At 71.0% G+C, this 16,213-nt stretch carries 13 protein-coding genes; 1 reads left to right on the top strand and 12 read right to left on the bottom strand.

The features are described from left to right. Positions 1–36 precede the first annotated feature (36 nt). Positions 37–2,265 carry a hydantoinase B/oxoprolinase family protein gene (locus tag KJS59_RS06415; RefSeq protein ID WP_213451378.1) on the bottom strand — a complete coding sequence of 743 codons (2,229 nt, stop codon included), beginning with the start codon at positions 2,263–2,265 and terminating at the stop codon, positions 37–39. A gap of 5 nt (positions 2,266–2,270) precedes the next feature. After that, entirely contained in the window at positions 2,271–4,373 is a 2,103-nt protein-coding gene (locus KJS59_RS06410) for a hydantoinase/oxoprolinase family protein (protein WP_213451377.1), read from the bottom strand. 211 nt (positions 4,374–4,584) lie between these two features. Between KJS59_RS06410 and KJS59_RS06405 the strand changes: the two genes are divergently transcribed. Beyond that, positions 4,585–5,610, top strand: a complete 1,026-nt coding sequence (locus tag KJS59_RS06405) for a LacI family DNA-binding transcriptional regulator (RefSeq protein ID WP_213451376.1) — start codon at positions 4,585–4,587, stop codon at positions 5,608–5,610. A 6-nt stretch (positions 5,611–5,616) separates the two neighbouring features. Here the strand turns inward: KJS59_RS06405 and KJS59_RS06400 are convergent, their stop codons facing one another. The 10 genes from KJS59_RS06400 to KJS59_RS06355 all read right to left on the bottom strand — a co-directional run bounded on the left by KJS59_RS06400 (position 5,617) and on the right by KJS59_RS06355 (position 16,196). After that, complete coding sequence (locus KJS59_RS06400; protein ID WP_213451375.1) at positions 5,617–6,903, bottom strand: TRAP transporter large permease; 1,287 nt, start codon at positions 6,901–6,903, stop codon at positions 5,617–5,619. Continuing rightward, positions 6,900–7,478, bottom strand: a complete 579-nt coding sequence (locus KJS59_RS06395) for a TRAP transporter small permease (protein ID WP_213451374.1) — start codon at positions 7,476–7,478, stop codon at positions 6,900–6,902. Before KJS59_RS06395 ends, KJS59_RS06400 begins: the two co-directional genes overlap by 4 nt. A 7-nt stretch (positions 7,479–7,485) precedes the next feature. Beyond that, positions 7,486–8,508 carry a TRAP transporter substrate-binding protein gene (locus KJS59_RS06390; protein WP_213451373.1) on the bottom strand — a complete coding sequence of 341 codons (1,023 nt, stop codon included), beginning with the start codon at positions 8,506–8,508 and terminating at the stop codon, positions 7,486–7,488. A 130-nt stretch (positions 8,509–8,638) separates the two neighbouring features. After that, a complete protein-coding gene (locus KJS59_RS06385) occupies positions 8,639–9,574 on the bottom strand; it encodes a dihydrodipicolinate synthase family protein (RefSeq protein ID WP_213451372.1) in 936 nt (311 codons plus the stop codon). A 167-nt stretch (positions 9,575–9,741) separates the two neighbouring features. Further along, on the bottom strand, positions 9,742–10,605 hold the full coding sequence (locus KJS59_RS06380; protein WP_213451371.1) for a glycosyltransferase domain-containing protein: 864 nt from the start codon (positions 10,603–10,605) through the stop codon (positions 9,742–9,744). Further along, a complete protein-coding gene (locus KJS59_RS06375) occupies positions 10,602–11,777 on the bottom strand; it encodes a glycosyltransferase (protein WP_213451370.1) in 1,176 nt (391 codons plus the stop codon). The genes KJS59_RS06380 and KJS59_RS06375 overlap by 4 nt, the downstream gene beginning before the upstream one ends. 7 nt (positions 11,778–11,784) lie before the next feature. After that, positions 11,785–13,161 (bottom strand): acyl carrier protein, encoded by a 1,377-nt coding sequence (locus tag KJS59_RS06370; RefSeq protein ID WP_213451369.1) that lies wholly within the window; start codon positions 13,159–13,161, stop codon positions 11,785–11,787. Between the two features lie 31 nt (positions 13,162–13,192). Then, positions 13,193–14,566, bottom strand: coding sequence for a condensation domain-containing protein (locus KJS59_RS06365; protein ID WP_213451368.1), 1,374 nt, complete (start codon positions 14,564–14,566; stop codon positions 13,193–13,195). Further along, a complete protein-coding gene (locus tag KJS59_RS06360) occupies positions 14,563–15,012 on the bottom strand; it encodes an SCP2 sterol-binding domain-containing protein (RefSeq protein WP_249713921.1) in 450 nt (149 codons plus the stop codon). The genes KJS59_RS06365 and KJS59_RS06360 overlap by 4 nt, the downstream gene beginning before the upstream one ends. Continuing rightward, positions 15,009–16,196: an epoxide hydrolase family protein gene (locus KJS59_RS06355; RefSeq protein WP_213451367.1), complete on the bottom strand. Its 1,188-nt coding sequence runs from the start codon at positions 16,194–16,196 to the stop codon at positions 15,009–15,011. Before KJS59_RS06355 ends, KJS59_RS06360 begins: the two co-directional genes overlap by 4 nt. Positions 16,197–16,213: the final 17 nt, after the last annotated feature.

Raw genomic sequence — 16,213 nt, 5'->3', positions numbered from 1 at the left:
GCCGGTTGCCGGCTCGCGCCCTCCCGGTCGGTCAGCTCAGCCATGGGCCGGCTCCGCCGCCGCGCCGACGAGCGTGAACGCCGGACCGGGCTGCCCCGGGACCACCAGGTCGGCCTCGACCTGGCGGCCGCAGCCGGGGCAGTAGAAGAGCCGGATCGCCACCGGCCGCGCGTCGCCGACGTACTCCTGCCCCCGGACCGGCCCGGCGACGGAGGTGGGCAGCTCCTCGACGAGGCAGCCGGAGCGGAAGTCCGCGCGCGCCGGCCCCAGCCGGTGCCCGCAGCGCAGGCAGCTGCTCCGCTGCGCGTCGTGGTCGATCTCGACGATGTCCCAGTAGCGTGTCCGCCCGGAGCCGGGTGCGGCCGCGAGCCCGTCGGGCAGCGCGAGCGGGTACGGCTCGACGTACGGGGTCGCGCGGCGCAGGCGTTCGCGGCGCAGCTCGTCGCGGTGCCGCTCGGTGCGGTCGGTGTCGACCTCGTCGGCGCCCGCCTCGCCGGTGAGCACCACCCCGTACACCCCAAGCGCCTGGCCGCGGGAGACCAGTCCGGCCCGCACGTCGGTCAGGACCAGCCGCGGCTCCCGGTCCAGCGGGTCGCCGAAGCCGCCGCCGCCCTGCCAGTTGTGGTACTCGATCATGTCGGTGTCGAACCGGATCTTCGAGCTGTTGAGCTCACCGACGGTGAACTCGCCCCGGATCTCGTCCAGCGAGCCCGGCAGCGGGGACGCCGCCCGGTTCCCGGCCAGGTGGCGGGTGCGCAGGTAGCGCAGGAACCGGACGGTCGCGCCGGGGAGTCCACCCGCCACGCCGATCGCGTTGGGCGTTACGTTCCCGACTCCCGCGAAGGACGTGGCGAGCGGCCCGGCCGTCCCGTACGGGGTGATCGCGACCTCGGCGGAGACGCCACCGCGGAAGCGGCCCGGGCCGCCGGAGTCGGCGAGCTGCCGCCGGAACATGTAGATCAGCGGGTACGCCTCCTCGGTGGCCTCGATGGACGGGATGTTGGCGGTCGTGTTGATGATGATGCCGCCGCTGTCCACCCCGTCCGCGTACGTGCGGGCGCCGCATCCGGCGGCGAAGTGGCTCGCTTCGGGGGCCACGGTGAGCAGGCCGTCGGAGTTGAGGCCGACCATGGAGACGCCGAGGGACGTGCCGCACCAGCTCGCCATCGCCTCCTCGTGGTGGCGGGGGCTGGCCAGCATGACCCGGGAGAGCGCCACCAGGCAGAGGTTGAGCGTGACGATGATGGCGGAGATCGTCGACATCGACACGGGGGTCGGGTACTCGGCGGTCACGATCGTGCCCCGGGGCGCCGTGATGTCCACGCACCGGGCCGCGCCGTCGTTCCAGGTGAGGTCGTAGCCGAGGACGATGCAGACGGCGGAGAGCGCCGCCGCCCGCAGTCCGCCGTACGCGCAGTTGGCGAAGCCGTCGATCTGCGGATCCGAGCCGGTGAAGTCGAGCGTCAGCCGGTCCTCCCGCTTGGTCACGGTGCAGACGATCTTGCGTACGTTCCGGTCGTGGCCGTCGTGGTCGAGGTACTGCACCTCCCGCCACACCCCGTCGGGCAGCGAGCGCAGCCGCTGGCGCATCCGCTCCTCGACCTGGTCGATGCCCCGGCGCAGCACGGCATCGAGCACCTCGGGGCCGAACTCGTCGGCGATGCCGAGCAGCCGCTCGCGGCCGACCTGGTTGGCGACGAGCTGGCCGCGCAGGTCCAGCTCGGCCAGGGGCTCCCGGACCTGCGCCATGATCAGCTCGACGATGTCCTCGCGGATCTCGCCCGCCTCGACCAGCTTGGTCGGGGGCAGCCGCAGCCCCTCGTCGAAGACGGAGCGCGCGTTCATGTTGAACCCGCCCGGCTCCGAACCGCCGATGTCCAGCCAGTGGCCCGAGGCGCCGACCCAGGCGCGCAGGACGCCGTCGTGGTGCACCGGGGCGACCGTCGCCACGTCGGGCTGGTGGGTGGCGCCCAGGTAGGGGTCGTTGCAGATGAACATGTCGCCGGGGTTGATGCCCGGGTGCGCGGTGCGCCGCTCCAGCACGGAGGCGACGAGCAACCGCAGCACGTGCGCCTGGGTGGTGATGTAGGGGCCCATGGCCACGAGCTGGCCGTCCGGCAGCGTGATCCCGGTGCTGGCGTCGTAGGCGCCGACGAGGATCGGCGAGCCCGACGTGCGCATGTACTTGATGCCCATCTCTTCGGTGATGTCGAGGATGCGGTGCCACACGACTTCGAAGACAACGGGGTCGATACGGTCCATCATGTCGCTCAATCTCCCAACGGGCTGAAGCTGATGATGAGGTTCCGGGCCGGGTCCACCTGCCCGCGCGCGTCGGCCGGGATGACGATGCTGGTGCCCGGCTGCTCGACGATCGCCGGGCCCTCGACGAGGCCCCCGGGGCGCAATGACGATCCGATGTGGACGGCCGTCGGGAGCCAGCGGCGCTCCTCCGGCCAGTACACGTCGCGGCGGCTGGCCGGCTCGACCGCGCGCCGGGCGGCGGGCCCCGGCACGACATCCAGCAGCGCGATCTCGTTCGGCGCGACTGCATCCACCCCGATCCGCAGCACGACCGCCCGGGCCGACCCCAGCCGCGCGGCGTCGCCGTACAGCAGCCGGTATCTGGCGTCGAACGCCCGGGCCAGCCGCGCCGAGATCGACCCCTCGTGGTCGCCGTCCGGCAGCCCGACGCGCACGTCGTGGAGCTGCCGCTCGTAGCGCATGTCGGCCCACCTGGACAGCTGGACGCCCGGACCGTCGAGCCCCTGCGCGTCGAGCGCCCGCCGGGCCCGCGCCTCCAGTTCCCGGTACGCGCCCTCCAGCGCCTCGTCGTCCTCGCTCAGGTCGTGGCTGACGGACCGCTGGGCGCTCTGGATGGTGTCGGAGACCACCGCGCCGAAGGCCGAGTAGGCGGTGGCGCTCAACGGAACGACGATCTCGCGAACGCCGAGGTTGCGCGCGTACCCGGCGGCGTGCACCGGCCCCGCTCCCCCGTATGCGGCCAGGACGAACTCGCGCGGGTCGTACCCCCGCTCGATCGTGGCCTTGCGTACCAGGTCGCTCATGTGCGCGTCCACCACCTGCCGGATCCCGGCCGCGGCGGCGATCACGTCCCCGCCGAACAGCGGGTCGGCGACGTGCCGCTTCACCGCCTCGGTGGCCAGGTCGGTGCGCAGCCGCAGCCGCCCGTCCAGGAACCGTTCCGGGGCGAGGTAGCCGAGCAGGACGTCGGCGTCGGTGACGGTGGGCCGCTGCCCGCCCCAGCCGTAGCAGGCCGGTCCGGGCGAGGCGCCCGCCGACATCGGGCCGATCCGGAGCCGGCCGCTGTCCGCCCAGGCGATGCTGCCGCCGCCGGCACCGATCGAGACGATGTCGATCATCGGGGACAGCAGGGTGTACTGGTTGATGATCGTCTCCGGCGCGACCGTCCAGCGGCCGTTGATGACCAGACCGACCTTGAACGTGGTGCCGCCCACGTCGGTGGCGATGATGTTCGGCCGGCCGGCGGCGACGGACAGCTTCCGCACGGCGACCATGCCCGCGGCGGGGCCGGACTCGATCGTGCTCACCGGCAGCGTCGACCTGACGTCGTTGACCCCGCCCCCGGCCTGGAACACCAGGATCGGCACGCGCAGGCCCCGGTTCTTCAGCTGCTGTTCGAGCCGCTGGAGGTAGCGCTCCAGGGTCGGCCCGACGTAGGCGTTGACCACCGTGGTGGACGCCCGCTCGTACTCACCGGTGATCGGGGCGATCTGGTGCGAGAGCGACGCGTGGGCGTGCGGGGCGACCTCGTGGATCACGTCCCGGACGGCCAGCTCGTGGACCGGGTTCTGGTGACTCCACAGCAGGGAGACGGCGAACGCCTCCACGCCGTTGGCGAGCAGGTCCTCCACCGTGCGCCGCACCGCCCCGGTGTCGATCTCCTCGACGACCCGGCCGTGCCGGTCGACGCGCTCGGCGACCTCGCCCATCCGCTCCCGCGGCACGATCTGCGGCGGCTTGTCGGTCGCGCGCAGGTGCCGGCGCTCGGTGAGGCTCTTGCCGGCGACGCGGCCGCGGGCCCGCATGATGAGCAGCTCGTCGGCGAAGCCGCGCGTGGTGAGCAATCCCACGACGGAGCCACCCGTCCAGGTGAACATCACGTTGGTGGTCTGCGTCGTCGCGTGCGAGAAACGCACCGTCTCGGCGAGCATCGCCTCGGTGGTGAGGTCGAGCTGTTCGGCGGCGAGCCGCAGCCCCTCGAACAGCCCCTCGATCAGGTCGTCGGGGGTGGTCGGGGCCTTGGCCACGAACTCCTGGCCGGAGTGCACGTCCACGACGCACACATCGGTGAACGTGCCTCCGATGTCGACACCCAGCACGTACGGCATGTCCTTCACCTCCCGAACCGGCACGTACGCCGGCGGACACCCGGCCCCGGTGTGTCAGGTAGGGGACCGGGCGCGGGTGCCGGGCATCCGCGCAATCGATTGCGCTACCATATGGTGGGCCCCGAGCCGAGTCAATAAACCTCGGCGGTTGGAATACCGTGGTCCACACATCAGGGTGCGGCGATACACGCCGCGCGAGCGGGAGGTCCCGGTGACACAACGGATGCACCGACAACCGACGCTGAAGAGCATCGCCGCGGCGGCCGGTGTCCACCCGTCCACGGCCTCCCGGGCCCTGAACGGCCACCCGGACGCCCGGGTGCCGCCGGAGACGCTCGCCCGCATCCAGAAGGTGGCCCGGGAACTCGGCTACGAGCCGAACCCGTGGGCGCGCAGCCTGCGCACCCAGCGCACCACGATGATCGGCCTGGTGATCCCGCGGCTCACCGACGTCGTGCTCGCCCAGATGTTCGAGGCCGCCGAGGAACGCGCCCGGATCCTCGGCTACCAGGCGATAACCGTCAACACGTTCGACCGCGAGGAGTCGCAGCGCGAGATCGTCAACCGGCTGATCGACCGCCGGGTGGACGGGCTGGTGCTGGCCACCCCGACCATCGACGACCAGCTCCTGCCCGTGCTGGCCCAGGACAACTTCCCGTTCGTCCTGCTCAACCGCGCCGCAGGCGACCATCCCTCGGTGCGCGGCGACGACGAACTGGGCGGCTACCTGGCCACCCGTCATCTGCTCGAGGCCGGACACCGGCGCATCGGGCACCTCGCCGGCCCGCTGACCACCAGTACCGGCCAATTCCGGCTCGAAGGCTACAAGCGCGCGCTGCGCGAGTTCGACGTGCGGTTCGCGCCCGGCCTGGTGCGCTGCGGCCGGTTCGACGCGCAGAGCGGGCTGGCGGCCGCCGAGGAGCTGCTGGCGACGCGGAACCGCCCGACCGCGGTGTTCGCCATCAACGACGTCAGCGCACTGGCCACCATGGCCGCCGCCCGCCGTCGCGGCCTGCGCGTTCCCGACGACCTGGCCGTCGTCGGCTACAACGACTCGGAGACCGCGGCGCTGCTGCCGATCCCGCTCACCAGCGTGCACGTCCCGCTCCCGGACATGGGTCACCGGGCGGTCGAGCTGTTGATCGACCGGATCAACGGGGCGGCGATCGAGTCGGTCGTGCTGCCGCCCCGGCTGGTCGTGCGCGACTCCAGCGCACGGCCGGCCGGGGCGGCGTGACGCCGCTCAGCGCAACAGTGGCAGGAGCCAGTTGTACGTCTGCGGCACGTAGGTGATGAGCAGGGTCAGCACCAGGAGCGCCACCAGGAACGGGGTGATGGCGATGCTCAGCCGCCCCATCGAGACCCGGCTGATGGACATCGCCACGAACAGGCTCGCACCCACCGGCGGGGTCGCCAGCCCGATGGTCAGGGCCAGCACGACGACCACACCGAAGTGGACGGGGTCGACGCCGAACTGAATCGCCGCGGGCAGCAGCACGGGCGTCACCACGATGATCCCGGGCACCGGGTCGAGCGGCATGCCGACGAGCAACAGGATGACCAGCGAGATCAGCAGGAAGACCGCCTGGCTGTCGGTGACCGACAGCAGGGCGCTGGCCACCTTCGCCGGCAGCTGGGAGTAGGCCAGGCACCAGTTCAGCAGCGCCGACGCGACCACGATGATCATGATCACGGAGCTCATGACCGTCGACTTCTCCAGCACCACGCGGATCTTCCGCCAGGTCAGCGTCCGGAACACGACGAGGCCGATGAGCAGCGCGTACGCCACCGCCACGCCGGCCGCCTCGGTCGGCGTGAAGATCCCGGCCAGGATCCCTCCGATGATCACCACCGGCATGAGCACGGCGATGGCCGCGTCGCGCAGCGCGACGGGCAGCGGGGTGGCCGGCTTCCGCTCCGCGGCCGCCTGCTGCCGCGGCCGGAAGCCGCTGCGCTTGAGCATGACGAAGTTCATCACCATCACCACGACGCCGATCAGAATGCCCGGAATGATGCCGGCGACGAAGAGGTCACCAATCGACGTCTCGCTTTGTACGCCGTAGATGATGAACGGGATGCTCGGCGGGATGACCGCGCCCATCAGCGACGCCGCCGTGATCGTCGCGATGGAGAACTCGCGGCTGTAGCCGTCCTTCTCCATCTCCGGCACCATCGTGATCCCGACGGCGGCCAGGTCGGCGGCGGCCGCCCCGGTGACGCCGCCGAAGAGCATCGACACCAGCGTGGCGATGTGCGCCAGGCCGCCGTAGACCTTGCGCATGATGATCCGGGCAAGCACCAGCAGCCGCTCGGTGAGCCCGACCTCGTTCATCAGGTAGCCGGCCAGCACGAAGAGCGGGATCGCCATCAGCGTGAAGTCGTCCATGCCGACGAACAGCCGCTGCGCGACGATCGTCATCGGCACGTCCGTGGCGTACCAGACGTAGAGGATCCCCGCCCCGAGGACCACCAGCGCCAGCGGCACGCCGACGGCCATCAGGCCCACGAATCCACCGACGAGCTGGATCACGGCTGGACCTCCTCGTGCCCGTCGACGGCGGGTTCCGGCCCGACCAGCCGGACGAGGGCCTGAAGCGTCATCAGCAGGAAGCCCACCGGGATCGCCAGGTACGCCCAGGCGATCGGGATCTGGAGCGCCGGACTGGTCTGGTGCCGTTCGAAGTTGAGGACGGTCAACTCCGCGCCGAGCAGGGTCACCACGGCGCAGAAGAAGACGGTGACGGCCTCGGCGATGCGCCGCGCCCCGGCGGCGCCCAGCAGCGGCGCCCGCCGCAACACCGAGCCGACCGAGACGTGCTCGTTGCGGCGGTGCGCGCAGCTGAGCCCGAGGAACACCAGCCACATGGCGAGGTAGCGGGCAAGTTCCTCCCCCCACAGCAGGGAGGAGTTGAGCACGTACCGGAAGAAGACGGCCGCGATAACCACTCCCACCAGCGCGCAGAACAGCGCGCTCGCCACCGCCAGCACCGCCCGATCGAGCCGGCCGAGCAGCCGGTCGACGAACTCCACGATTCTCGACCACCGACCGGCCGCCGACTGCCCGGCTCCCGGCGCGGCGATCGCCGCAGCATCCCTGGTCACCATCGGCGGATCAGCCTTCTCGGACGGCGAGGATCTGCTCGAGAAGCTGCTCGGCCTTCAACTGCTTCGCCCACTTGTCCCAGGCGGGCCGGACGGCGTCATCAAAGGCCTTCTCGTCGATGTCGGTGAGCGTCACGCCGGCCTTGACCACGTTGTCGATCGCCTCCTGCTGCTTGGTGCGGAACACCTCGCGCTCGTACTTGGCCGCCTCGGCCATCGACTCGTCGATCAGCTTCCGCTCCTCATCGGACAGCGAGTCCCAGAAGGCGGAGCTCATGATGACGGGTCGCGGCTCGGCGAGGAACGCCACGTCGGGCGTGGTGGCGTACTTGATCAACTCGTGGAGCTTGAGCGAGTAGACCGAGCCCCAGTCCAGCGTCGCGCCCTTGACCACACCGGTCTGCACCCCGGTGTAGACCTCGCCGAACGGCATCGGCGTGGGGTTGGCCCCGAGGGTCTGCAGCGCGTCGGCCAACGCCGGGTTCTCGATCGACCGCAGCTTCAGGCCCTTGAGGTCGGCCGGCGTCCTGATCGGCCGGTCGACGCTCTGGATCGAGCTGTCCCCGGTGCTGAACCAGTCGATGACCTCGAACTTCCCCTCCTCCTTGATGCGCTTGGCGAGCTCGGCCGCCGCCGGGGAGTCGATGACGCGCTGCATGTGGTCCTGGTTCTTGATGAGGAAGGGCAGCTCCAGCAGGTTCACCGAGGGGGCCAGGCCGGCGAGGGCGCCCGCGCCGACGCCGATGTGCACGGCGCCGTCGAGAATGGACTCGTTGATGTCGCGCTCGTTACCCAGCTGACCCGCGGGGTGCAGCTGAACGGTGAACTTCCCGCCGGAGTTCTGCTCGATGAGCTCTTTGAACTTCTTCGCCCCATCGTGGTACGGGAACGTCTCCGGGGTGATGTAGGCGAAGACGAGGTTCCTGGCCTTGGTGCCGCCGTCCGCCGAGTTCGTCGGTCGGCTACAGCCGGTCGCCGCCAACCCGACGGTGATCACGGCCGCCAGCAGCCGGAGTGACGATCTTTTCCACATGTCAACACATCCTTACGACGGCGACCCGCTACGACTATGTTCGAAAAAATCCCATTCGGTTTCGTGGTTGGGTGGAACGCTCCCCCACCCGGGCGGGCGGGTGGGGGAGCAAGGGGACGGCGGCGGGGGGTTAGTCGAGCAGGCCCACCCGGCGCAGCGTCTCCCGGATCTCGGTACGGTCGGCCTCGGTCACCGGCGGCTCGGGCGCGCGCACCGTCGGATTGGGCAGCAGGCCCATCTGGAACAGGGCCTCCTTGACCCGCGCGACGAACGACCACGGCGTCTGCCCGAGGTCCCGGGTGAAGGTGTTCATCAGCGGGACGAGCTTCTCGTTGGCGTGCCGCACCCCGGCGGCGGTGTCACCCGACTCGATGAGCTGGTAGAGACGGGTCCACAGGTGCGTCCCGACGTTGCCGACGCCCACCATCGTGCCCGCCGAACCGTAAAGGAGCATGCCGATCAGGGTGTAGGTGTTGTTGTCGGCGAACACCGCGGTGCGCCCGGCGACGGCGTCGTAGTCGGCGGCGTACGTCTCCATCGAGGTGGCTTCCTTGATGCCCACGACGTGCTCGATCTCGGCGAGCCGGGCGATCGTGCTCGGCGGGTAACACACCCCGGAGGCGGTCGGGTACTGGAAGACCGTCATCGGCAGGTCGATGCCGTCGGCCAGGTCCCGGAAGAACTTGACGACGTTGTCCTCGTTGGCGAGGTAGCCGCGGCGGAGAACGTTGTAGAAGGGCGAGTTGACCTGCAGGACGTCCGCCCCCGCCGCCTTCAGCTCGCGCCCGAAGGCAATCGTGTCGACCGTGGAGGTCGGCTGCAGCCCGGCGATGATCGGGACCCGCTTGTCGGTGGCCTCGGCGACGGTCCGCACGACGCGCAGCTGCTCGTCGCGGTTGAGGCTGGTGACCTCGCCGGTGTAGCCGCAGCAGAGTAGGCCGGTCACTCCGTCGACGGACAGGACGTGCTCGATGTACTTGCGAAGGGCGTCCAGGTCGAGCGACTCGTCCTGATGGAATGGAGTCACCACCGCGGTGACCACACCCTGCAGACCGATCGTTCCCATCGTCACTCCCTCTGCGAAAACGATTGTGCGTGGTGGAGAGGCTAGGCTCCCGCTCCCCGAGCGTCAAGGGCCGCGACGGGCTACCCGGGCGCCAGGAGCAGGCCGCATGGCCGTGCCGGGCGGACCCGCGATCGCTCACCACGACGACGGCGTCATCCCCCCGGTGACTACCCGAGCGTATGAATGGCGGGCTCGACCGACGATCGCGATCCACACACCCGGGTGATCCAGTCCGGCAGCAGGCCCTCGTCCAGGAGGTCCAGCGCCACCGCCTTGCTGAGGTAGCTGGCGAAATGGAGTTGCGCCGCACGGCCCGGTCCCCGCAGCCGCTCCCGGAGTCGTCTGCGCTCCAGCCGGTAGCCGGGTGACTGGCGGCCGCGGACCTTGAACTCCTCCCGTTCGCGAACGACCTCCTTCAGGACGACGTTCGGCATCGCCGGTCCGTGGTACTCGAAGAGGTCGGCGTCACGGTCGAGGCCGATCGACGCCGGCTCGAGGAGCTGCACCAGGGTCCAGTGGTACTGGTCGCTGAAGCCGAAGAGCAGGTCCGTGTCGTAGCCGTGGCCGCGTAGCTGGTCCAGCACCGGGAACCGACCGCTCGGTGGCGTCGGGTACCTGCGGCAGAGCTCCAGCAACTCCCCGGCCGGCCCGATGAAACCCCCACTGTTCAGGTACGGGTAGCGGCCGGCCGGGTGGCCGGGATAGAGCGCGAACCCGACGACGCCCAGGGGCCAACTGTTGGGTTCGGCGCCGAAGACGACCGGCTGCGCGAAGCGGCGGTAGGCCGGTTCGATGTATTCCGGGCCGCGGACGAAGAGCGTGTCGTAGGCGTCGGTGAACAGGATCAGCTCGTCCGGCCTGGCCTCCCGCGCCAGGTACTCCGTGAGGATCGTCCTCTTGTCGGTGAACTGGAAGAACCTCCGGCGGGCGTGCAGGATGGTCAGGTCCAGTCCGGTGCCGGCGCACGACGGGATGAGTAGCTCGTTGAGAAAGCGGTTGTCCAGGTCGCTGGCGATCGTGACAACCCTCATCTCAGCAGCGTCCCGATCAGCCGCGCCGCCGCCCGCGCCGAGGCCGCGGAATCGATCGGCGTGGGCGGATCGACGCGGAGGTCGGCGGAGGTCGCCAGCAGCTGGGCGACCCGGTCCGCGCTCCACTGCCCCACCGGCGCCCACCGCGCCAGCCGGTGCTTGTGCAGGCGCGCGGCATTGTCCGGCCGGTCGAGGTTGAAGGGCAGGATGACCTGGGGGGTACGGGAGGCCAGGGCCCGCGCCACCGTGCTGATCCCGCCGTGGTGGATCACCGCCGAGACCCTCGGCATGACGTCCCGGAAGGGCAGGCGGCGAAACCAGTGCACGCCGGCCGGGAGCCGGTCGGGCACCAGTTCCCGATGCGGACATACCAGCAGGCCCACCCGGCCGGCGCGGGCGCATCCCTCGGCGGCCGTGGAATAGAACCGCTCGTGGGCCACCATGCTGGTGCCACCGGCGATCAGGACCGCGGGGCGGCCGGACCGGAGCAGCCGGTCGGCCTCCGCCGGGACGGGGCCGGACTCCGCCGGTTCGTGGGTGACGAAGCCGGTGCGGTGGACGTGCGGCGGGGACGCCGATCCGGCGCTGTCGAACCACTCCGGCCACAGGCCGATCTGCAGGTCGGGCCGGTCGAGCCAGGCGCCCCAGTCGTCGACCCCGGGGAGCCCGAACTCCGCACGCACCTGGTTCATCCGCGGTCCGATGGTGTAGTCGTACATCTTCTCCATGAGCGGCAACGCGTGGATCTGGCTCGGCCACGTCGACACCCACGCCACCGGCACGCCCATCGCCTCGGCCGCCATCAGGGCGGATACGCCGCTGGTATGGCGTGCCACGACGACGGTGTCGCCGGGGGCGTGCCGCTCGACCATGGTGGTCAGCTCCCGCCGAATCTGGTCGAACCAGTTGATCTGCGCGTAGAACCGGGCCACCGCCATCGGCCGGCGGAACAGGTCCTCGTTGAACCGCTTCGTGGTGGCCAACTCCGCCGCGTACTCCGCGTCGGTGTCGATCGGGACGAACCCCATCCCGTGCTTGTCCACGAGGTCCCGGTACGGGTGGTGCGTCAGCACGGTGACCCGGTGCCCCTCGGCCGCCAGTGCCGCACCGACCCCGATGAGCGGCAGCAGGTCGCCAGCCGTGCCGTGGGTGATGACAAACGCGTTGGCCATGGCCTTCCTAACGGATGTCGGCGGTGTCGAGCAGGTCGTCGACCTGAGCGTCCTCGATCGCGGCGGCGATCTCGGCGATGGTCAGGGTGGACTCGAACAGCGTGCTGGTCGGCAGCTCGATGCCGAAGTGGCGGCGGACCTGGCCCATGAACTGGACAAGCTTGAGGGAGTCGCCGCTGAGTTCGAAGAAGTTGTCCTCGATGGACCGGGGCGGCGGGCTGAGGAGGTCGGCCCAGAGCAGCATGACGGCGTGCTGGGTCGCGGTTTGCGCGGGCACGACGTCATCGGTGCCGGCGAAGCCGTCGCCTCGCCAGGCATCGACGGCGGCCACGATCTGGTCGGGGGTGGCCAGGGTGGTGGCGATGTGCTGGACCGGTCCCGAGGGCGCCGCGGGGGCCGGTCCGGTCGGCGCGGCTGCGGCGTGGCCGGGGGCGGCGTCCAACGGCCAACAGTGTGCGAGCCGCGCTGCCGCGGCATCGGCGGCCGCCGGCAGCAGCAGCGCCGTCACCTGGGGCAGGTGTGCCCGCAGCCGCGCCACCTCGACCGGATCGGCGCCGAGGAACAGCACATCGTCCAGCCCCAGCCCGAACCGTGCGGACAGCGACCGCAGGTGGTCGGGGGCCGACTGGCCACCGGCCAACAGCGCGGTCACGTACTCCTCACGTACCAGCAGGTCCGGATGTTCCCGCAGGACCGCCGAGACGCCCTGCCGCTCGCCGCGGGTGTACAGGCACAGCGGCCGCCCGGCCCGCACGTGCTCGACCAGCACCCGCTGCATGCGGCGGCGGGCCTCCGGCACCTCGACACCGGGCGCGCCCACCTCGCCGGCGGCACCGTCCCACAAGACGCCGTCGCACTCGGCCACAATCACGTTCGGGCCGGGCGTCAGCCAGCCGCGTACCGTCCGCGCCACGACCGTACCCAGTGCCGCGTATCCGGTCGGCGGGTATGGCGTCGGCTCCGTGCCGTCCGTGGCCGGCTCGTGCCACGCCGCCTGTGGGTACCACGACCGCACCTGGTCGGCGGAGATCGCCGTCGCCCCCGGCACCGCGGCCACCCGCGTCACCAGCGAGTCTTCCAGCGCCGCCACGTCCGCCACCGGCGACGGGCAGACAACCACCGCGACCGGGGCCGACCCGGCCGCGGCCCGTACCGCCTCCACCAGCTCCGTTATGGACTGCGCTGGATCGGCCGGCCAGTCCCCGGGCCGGGCCAGCACCACCCAACCCCGCACGCCGTCACCGGTCGCCAACCACTGCCGGAAGGTCTGATCGGGCGCGCCGAACTCCCACCTGACGTCCCACTCGAGCAGGTCGCTCCAGAAGCCCAGCACGTCACCCAACGGCTCCACGGCGAACGACCCGACCACTCGTACCCGGAACACAAGTCCTCCTCAGAACGAAAACCGCCGGTGGCTACCCGCGGGTGCGATCGGCGACCAGGGCGTCGAGCGTGTCCCGATACTCGTCGATCAGCGAGGTGACCGTCCGGTGGTCGAACCGGTCGGTCCGGTAGGCCAGATTGCCCTTGAGGTCACCCGCTCCGCCGAAGCTGAGCGTCCATAGTGCTCCGTCCGGTAGCTGGGCGGCCGTCGGCACGAAGCCGGTGCGGGGCCGCTGGATCGGGTCGAAGGCCACGCCGCCGGCGACGGCGGCCGCCGACGGCGGCGCGACGGGCATGGCCTGGAACGTGACCGGTGCGCGCTCGTCGCTCATCGCCGTGGCCATGAGGTCCGGAGCCGCGGTGAACACGTGCACCGAAGGAACATCGTGGGCGTACGCGGCGAGGCACGTATCGCGGGTATGCCGCAGGAGGTCCGCCGTGCGCTGGCCGTCGCGCAGCCGGATCCGCAGCGGCAGGAAGTTGAAGAACGAGCCGACGGTGTCGTCGAAGAGCCCGTTCGCCCGGCCGGGCGTATGCGTCGGGACCACGATGTCGGTGGCGCCGGTCAGCCGGTGCACCAGGCGGCAGTAGGCGGCGAGCAGCACCATGAACGGCGAGCACCGGACCCGCTTGGCCAGGCGCGTGACGGCGGCGGCGGTTTCGGGGGGCAGCACGAACCGGTTGGCGGCGGTCACCGCGGGCAGCCGCGCCGACCGTGGGTGGTCGGCCCGGAGCGCGGTGAGCCGCGCGCCGGCCAGCACCCGCTCCCAGTACGTCCTGGCCGCCGTCATCGACGCGCTCGCCGCACTCCCCCGCTCCCAGGCGACGAACTCCCGGTACTGCCGGGCCGGCGGCAGGTCGGGCTCCGTGCCCGCGCGCCGCGCCGCGTACAGCAGCGCGAGGTCCCGCCCGATCACCGGCAGCGAGAAACCGTCGGCCGCCGTGTGGTGGGTCATCAGCGCGACGACCGCGTCCTCCGGGTCGAAGTACATGAGTACCGCGCGCATCTGGGGCACCGCGTCGGCGTCGACGGTGCCCGACTCCAGTTCGACCAGGAACTCCTCCACCCGCTGCGCCCGCTCGTCGGGCGGGACGCCGGGGCACCGCCGGACCTCCAGGTGCGGCGGGCTCGCGGCGAACACCTGCTGGTAGCGCGGCTCGGCGTCGCGCACGATCCTGGTCCGGAGGGCCTCGTGCCGATCCACCAGGTCGAACAGCGCCGCACGCAGCGCGGTTTCGTCGACCGGGCCGGTCAACCGCCGGCTCTGGATGATGTGGTAGCGCGATCCGAACGGTCCCTTGTCGGAGCCGTTGGCGAACATGCACAGGAACTCCTGGTTGAGCGAGAGCGGCAGCTGATCCACGGCCGCCCGCTCCCGCCATGGCTGTTGCCTCGCCGTCGTCATGTGCTCGGCACCTCGAACATCTTCGGGAACCGCATCGCCAGTCCGAGGTCCCCCTTCGCCCGCATCCGCCCGCGCAGGAACAGCGTCGTCGGATTCGCGTTGCCGGTCACCACCCGCAGGAAGTCGACCGCATCGATCGTCAGCGCGAGCCGCGGCGCCTGCCGCGGCGAGGCGGACACCTGGCACGCGCCGTCGGCGATCACCAGCTCGTAGACGTCCTCGCCGCCGTCCGGGCGGTCCGAGATCCGCCAATGGACGACCTCCTTCTCCCGGCTGGCGCGGTCCGGGCGGAAGACAGCCGGCATGTCCAGGAAGATCTTGTCCAGCACGGCCCGGCGCCGCTCGCCGCGCATCAGACCCAACAGGTCCTCGGCGGTGGACCGCTTGACCAGCGCGGCGAGTTCCGCCGGCGCCAGGGTGGCCGGGTCGACCCCGTCGGCGATCACAGCCGATCACCGACGGTGGCGGGGGTGGTTCCCACGGTGCGGACGAACTCCCGGACGTCCTCGACGAACAGCCGCGGTTGCTCCAGGGCGAGGAAGTGACCGCCCCGGTCGTACTCGCGCCAGTGGGTGAGCGTGGGCACGATCCCTTCGGCGAACCGGCGGACCGGATGCACCACGTCACCCGCGGCGTACGTGACGCCGACCGGCATCGCCAGCGGCCATGGACCGATCCAGGTCCGCAGGAACTTCTCCATGGTGTGGCTGGACTCGTAGTACAGCTGGGCGCTCGATCCGGCGCTGCGGGTGAACCAGTAGATCGAGGCGATGGTGAGGAAGTCGTCGCGCTTCACCGCATCCTCGGGCAGCTCCGCCGAGTCCGCCCACTCCCGGAACTTCTCGACGATCCAGGCCAGCTGCCCCACCGGTGAGTCGGTCAGCCCGTAGGCGATGGTCAGCGGGCGGGTGGACTGGACCTTCCGCCAGCCGGTCCCGGTCTGCTCGAACGCCATGGCGAAGCCGAGCCGCGCCCGCTCCTCCTCGTCGAGCGTGGCCATCACCGCTGGATCGTCCGGCGGCACCGTCACCAACATGTTCACGTGTACCCCGGCGACATGCTCCGGATCCGCCAGGCCGAGCCGGAGCGAGATCGGGCTACCCCAGTCGCCGCCCTGCACGAAGTAGCTGCCGTAGCCGAGCCGGGCCATCAACGCCGCCCAGGCCCTCGCCACCCGTTCGGTGTCCCAGCCGGGCTCCTGCGGCGCGGCGGAGAACCCGTATCCGGGCAGCGACGGCACCACGACGTGGAACGCGTCCCGCGCCTGGCCACCGTGGCGCACCGGATCGGTCAGCGCGTCGACCACGCCGAGGAACTCGGTGAACGCGCCGGGCCAGCCGTGCGTGAGGATCAGCGGCGTGGCGTCCGGCTCCGCCGACCGGGCGTGCAGGAAATGCACATCCACCCCGTCGATCTCGGTGATGAACTGGGGATACTCGTTCATCCGCCGCTCGGCCGCGCGCCAGTCGTACCGGGTCCGCCAGTAGCCGGCGAGTTCCTTGAGGTACTCCATCGGCACGCCGCGTTTCCAGTCGGCGCCGGGCAAACTGGCGGGCCACCGGGTGTCGGCGATCCTCCGGTGCAGGTCGTCGATGCGGGCCTGCGGAATGTCCACACGGTACGGACGCATGTCCTGCCCCCCTCCGG

Origin of the sequence: Rhizomonospora bruguierae (assembly GCF_018397995.1) — a bacterium.
In the GTDB taxonomy this organism is placed as follows: domain Bacteria; phylum Actinomycetota; class Actinomycetes; order Mycobacteriales; family Micromonosporaceae; genus Rhizomonospora; species Rhizomonospora bruguierae.
This window is presented reverse-complemented; position numbering and strand designations above follow the sequence as displayed.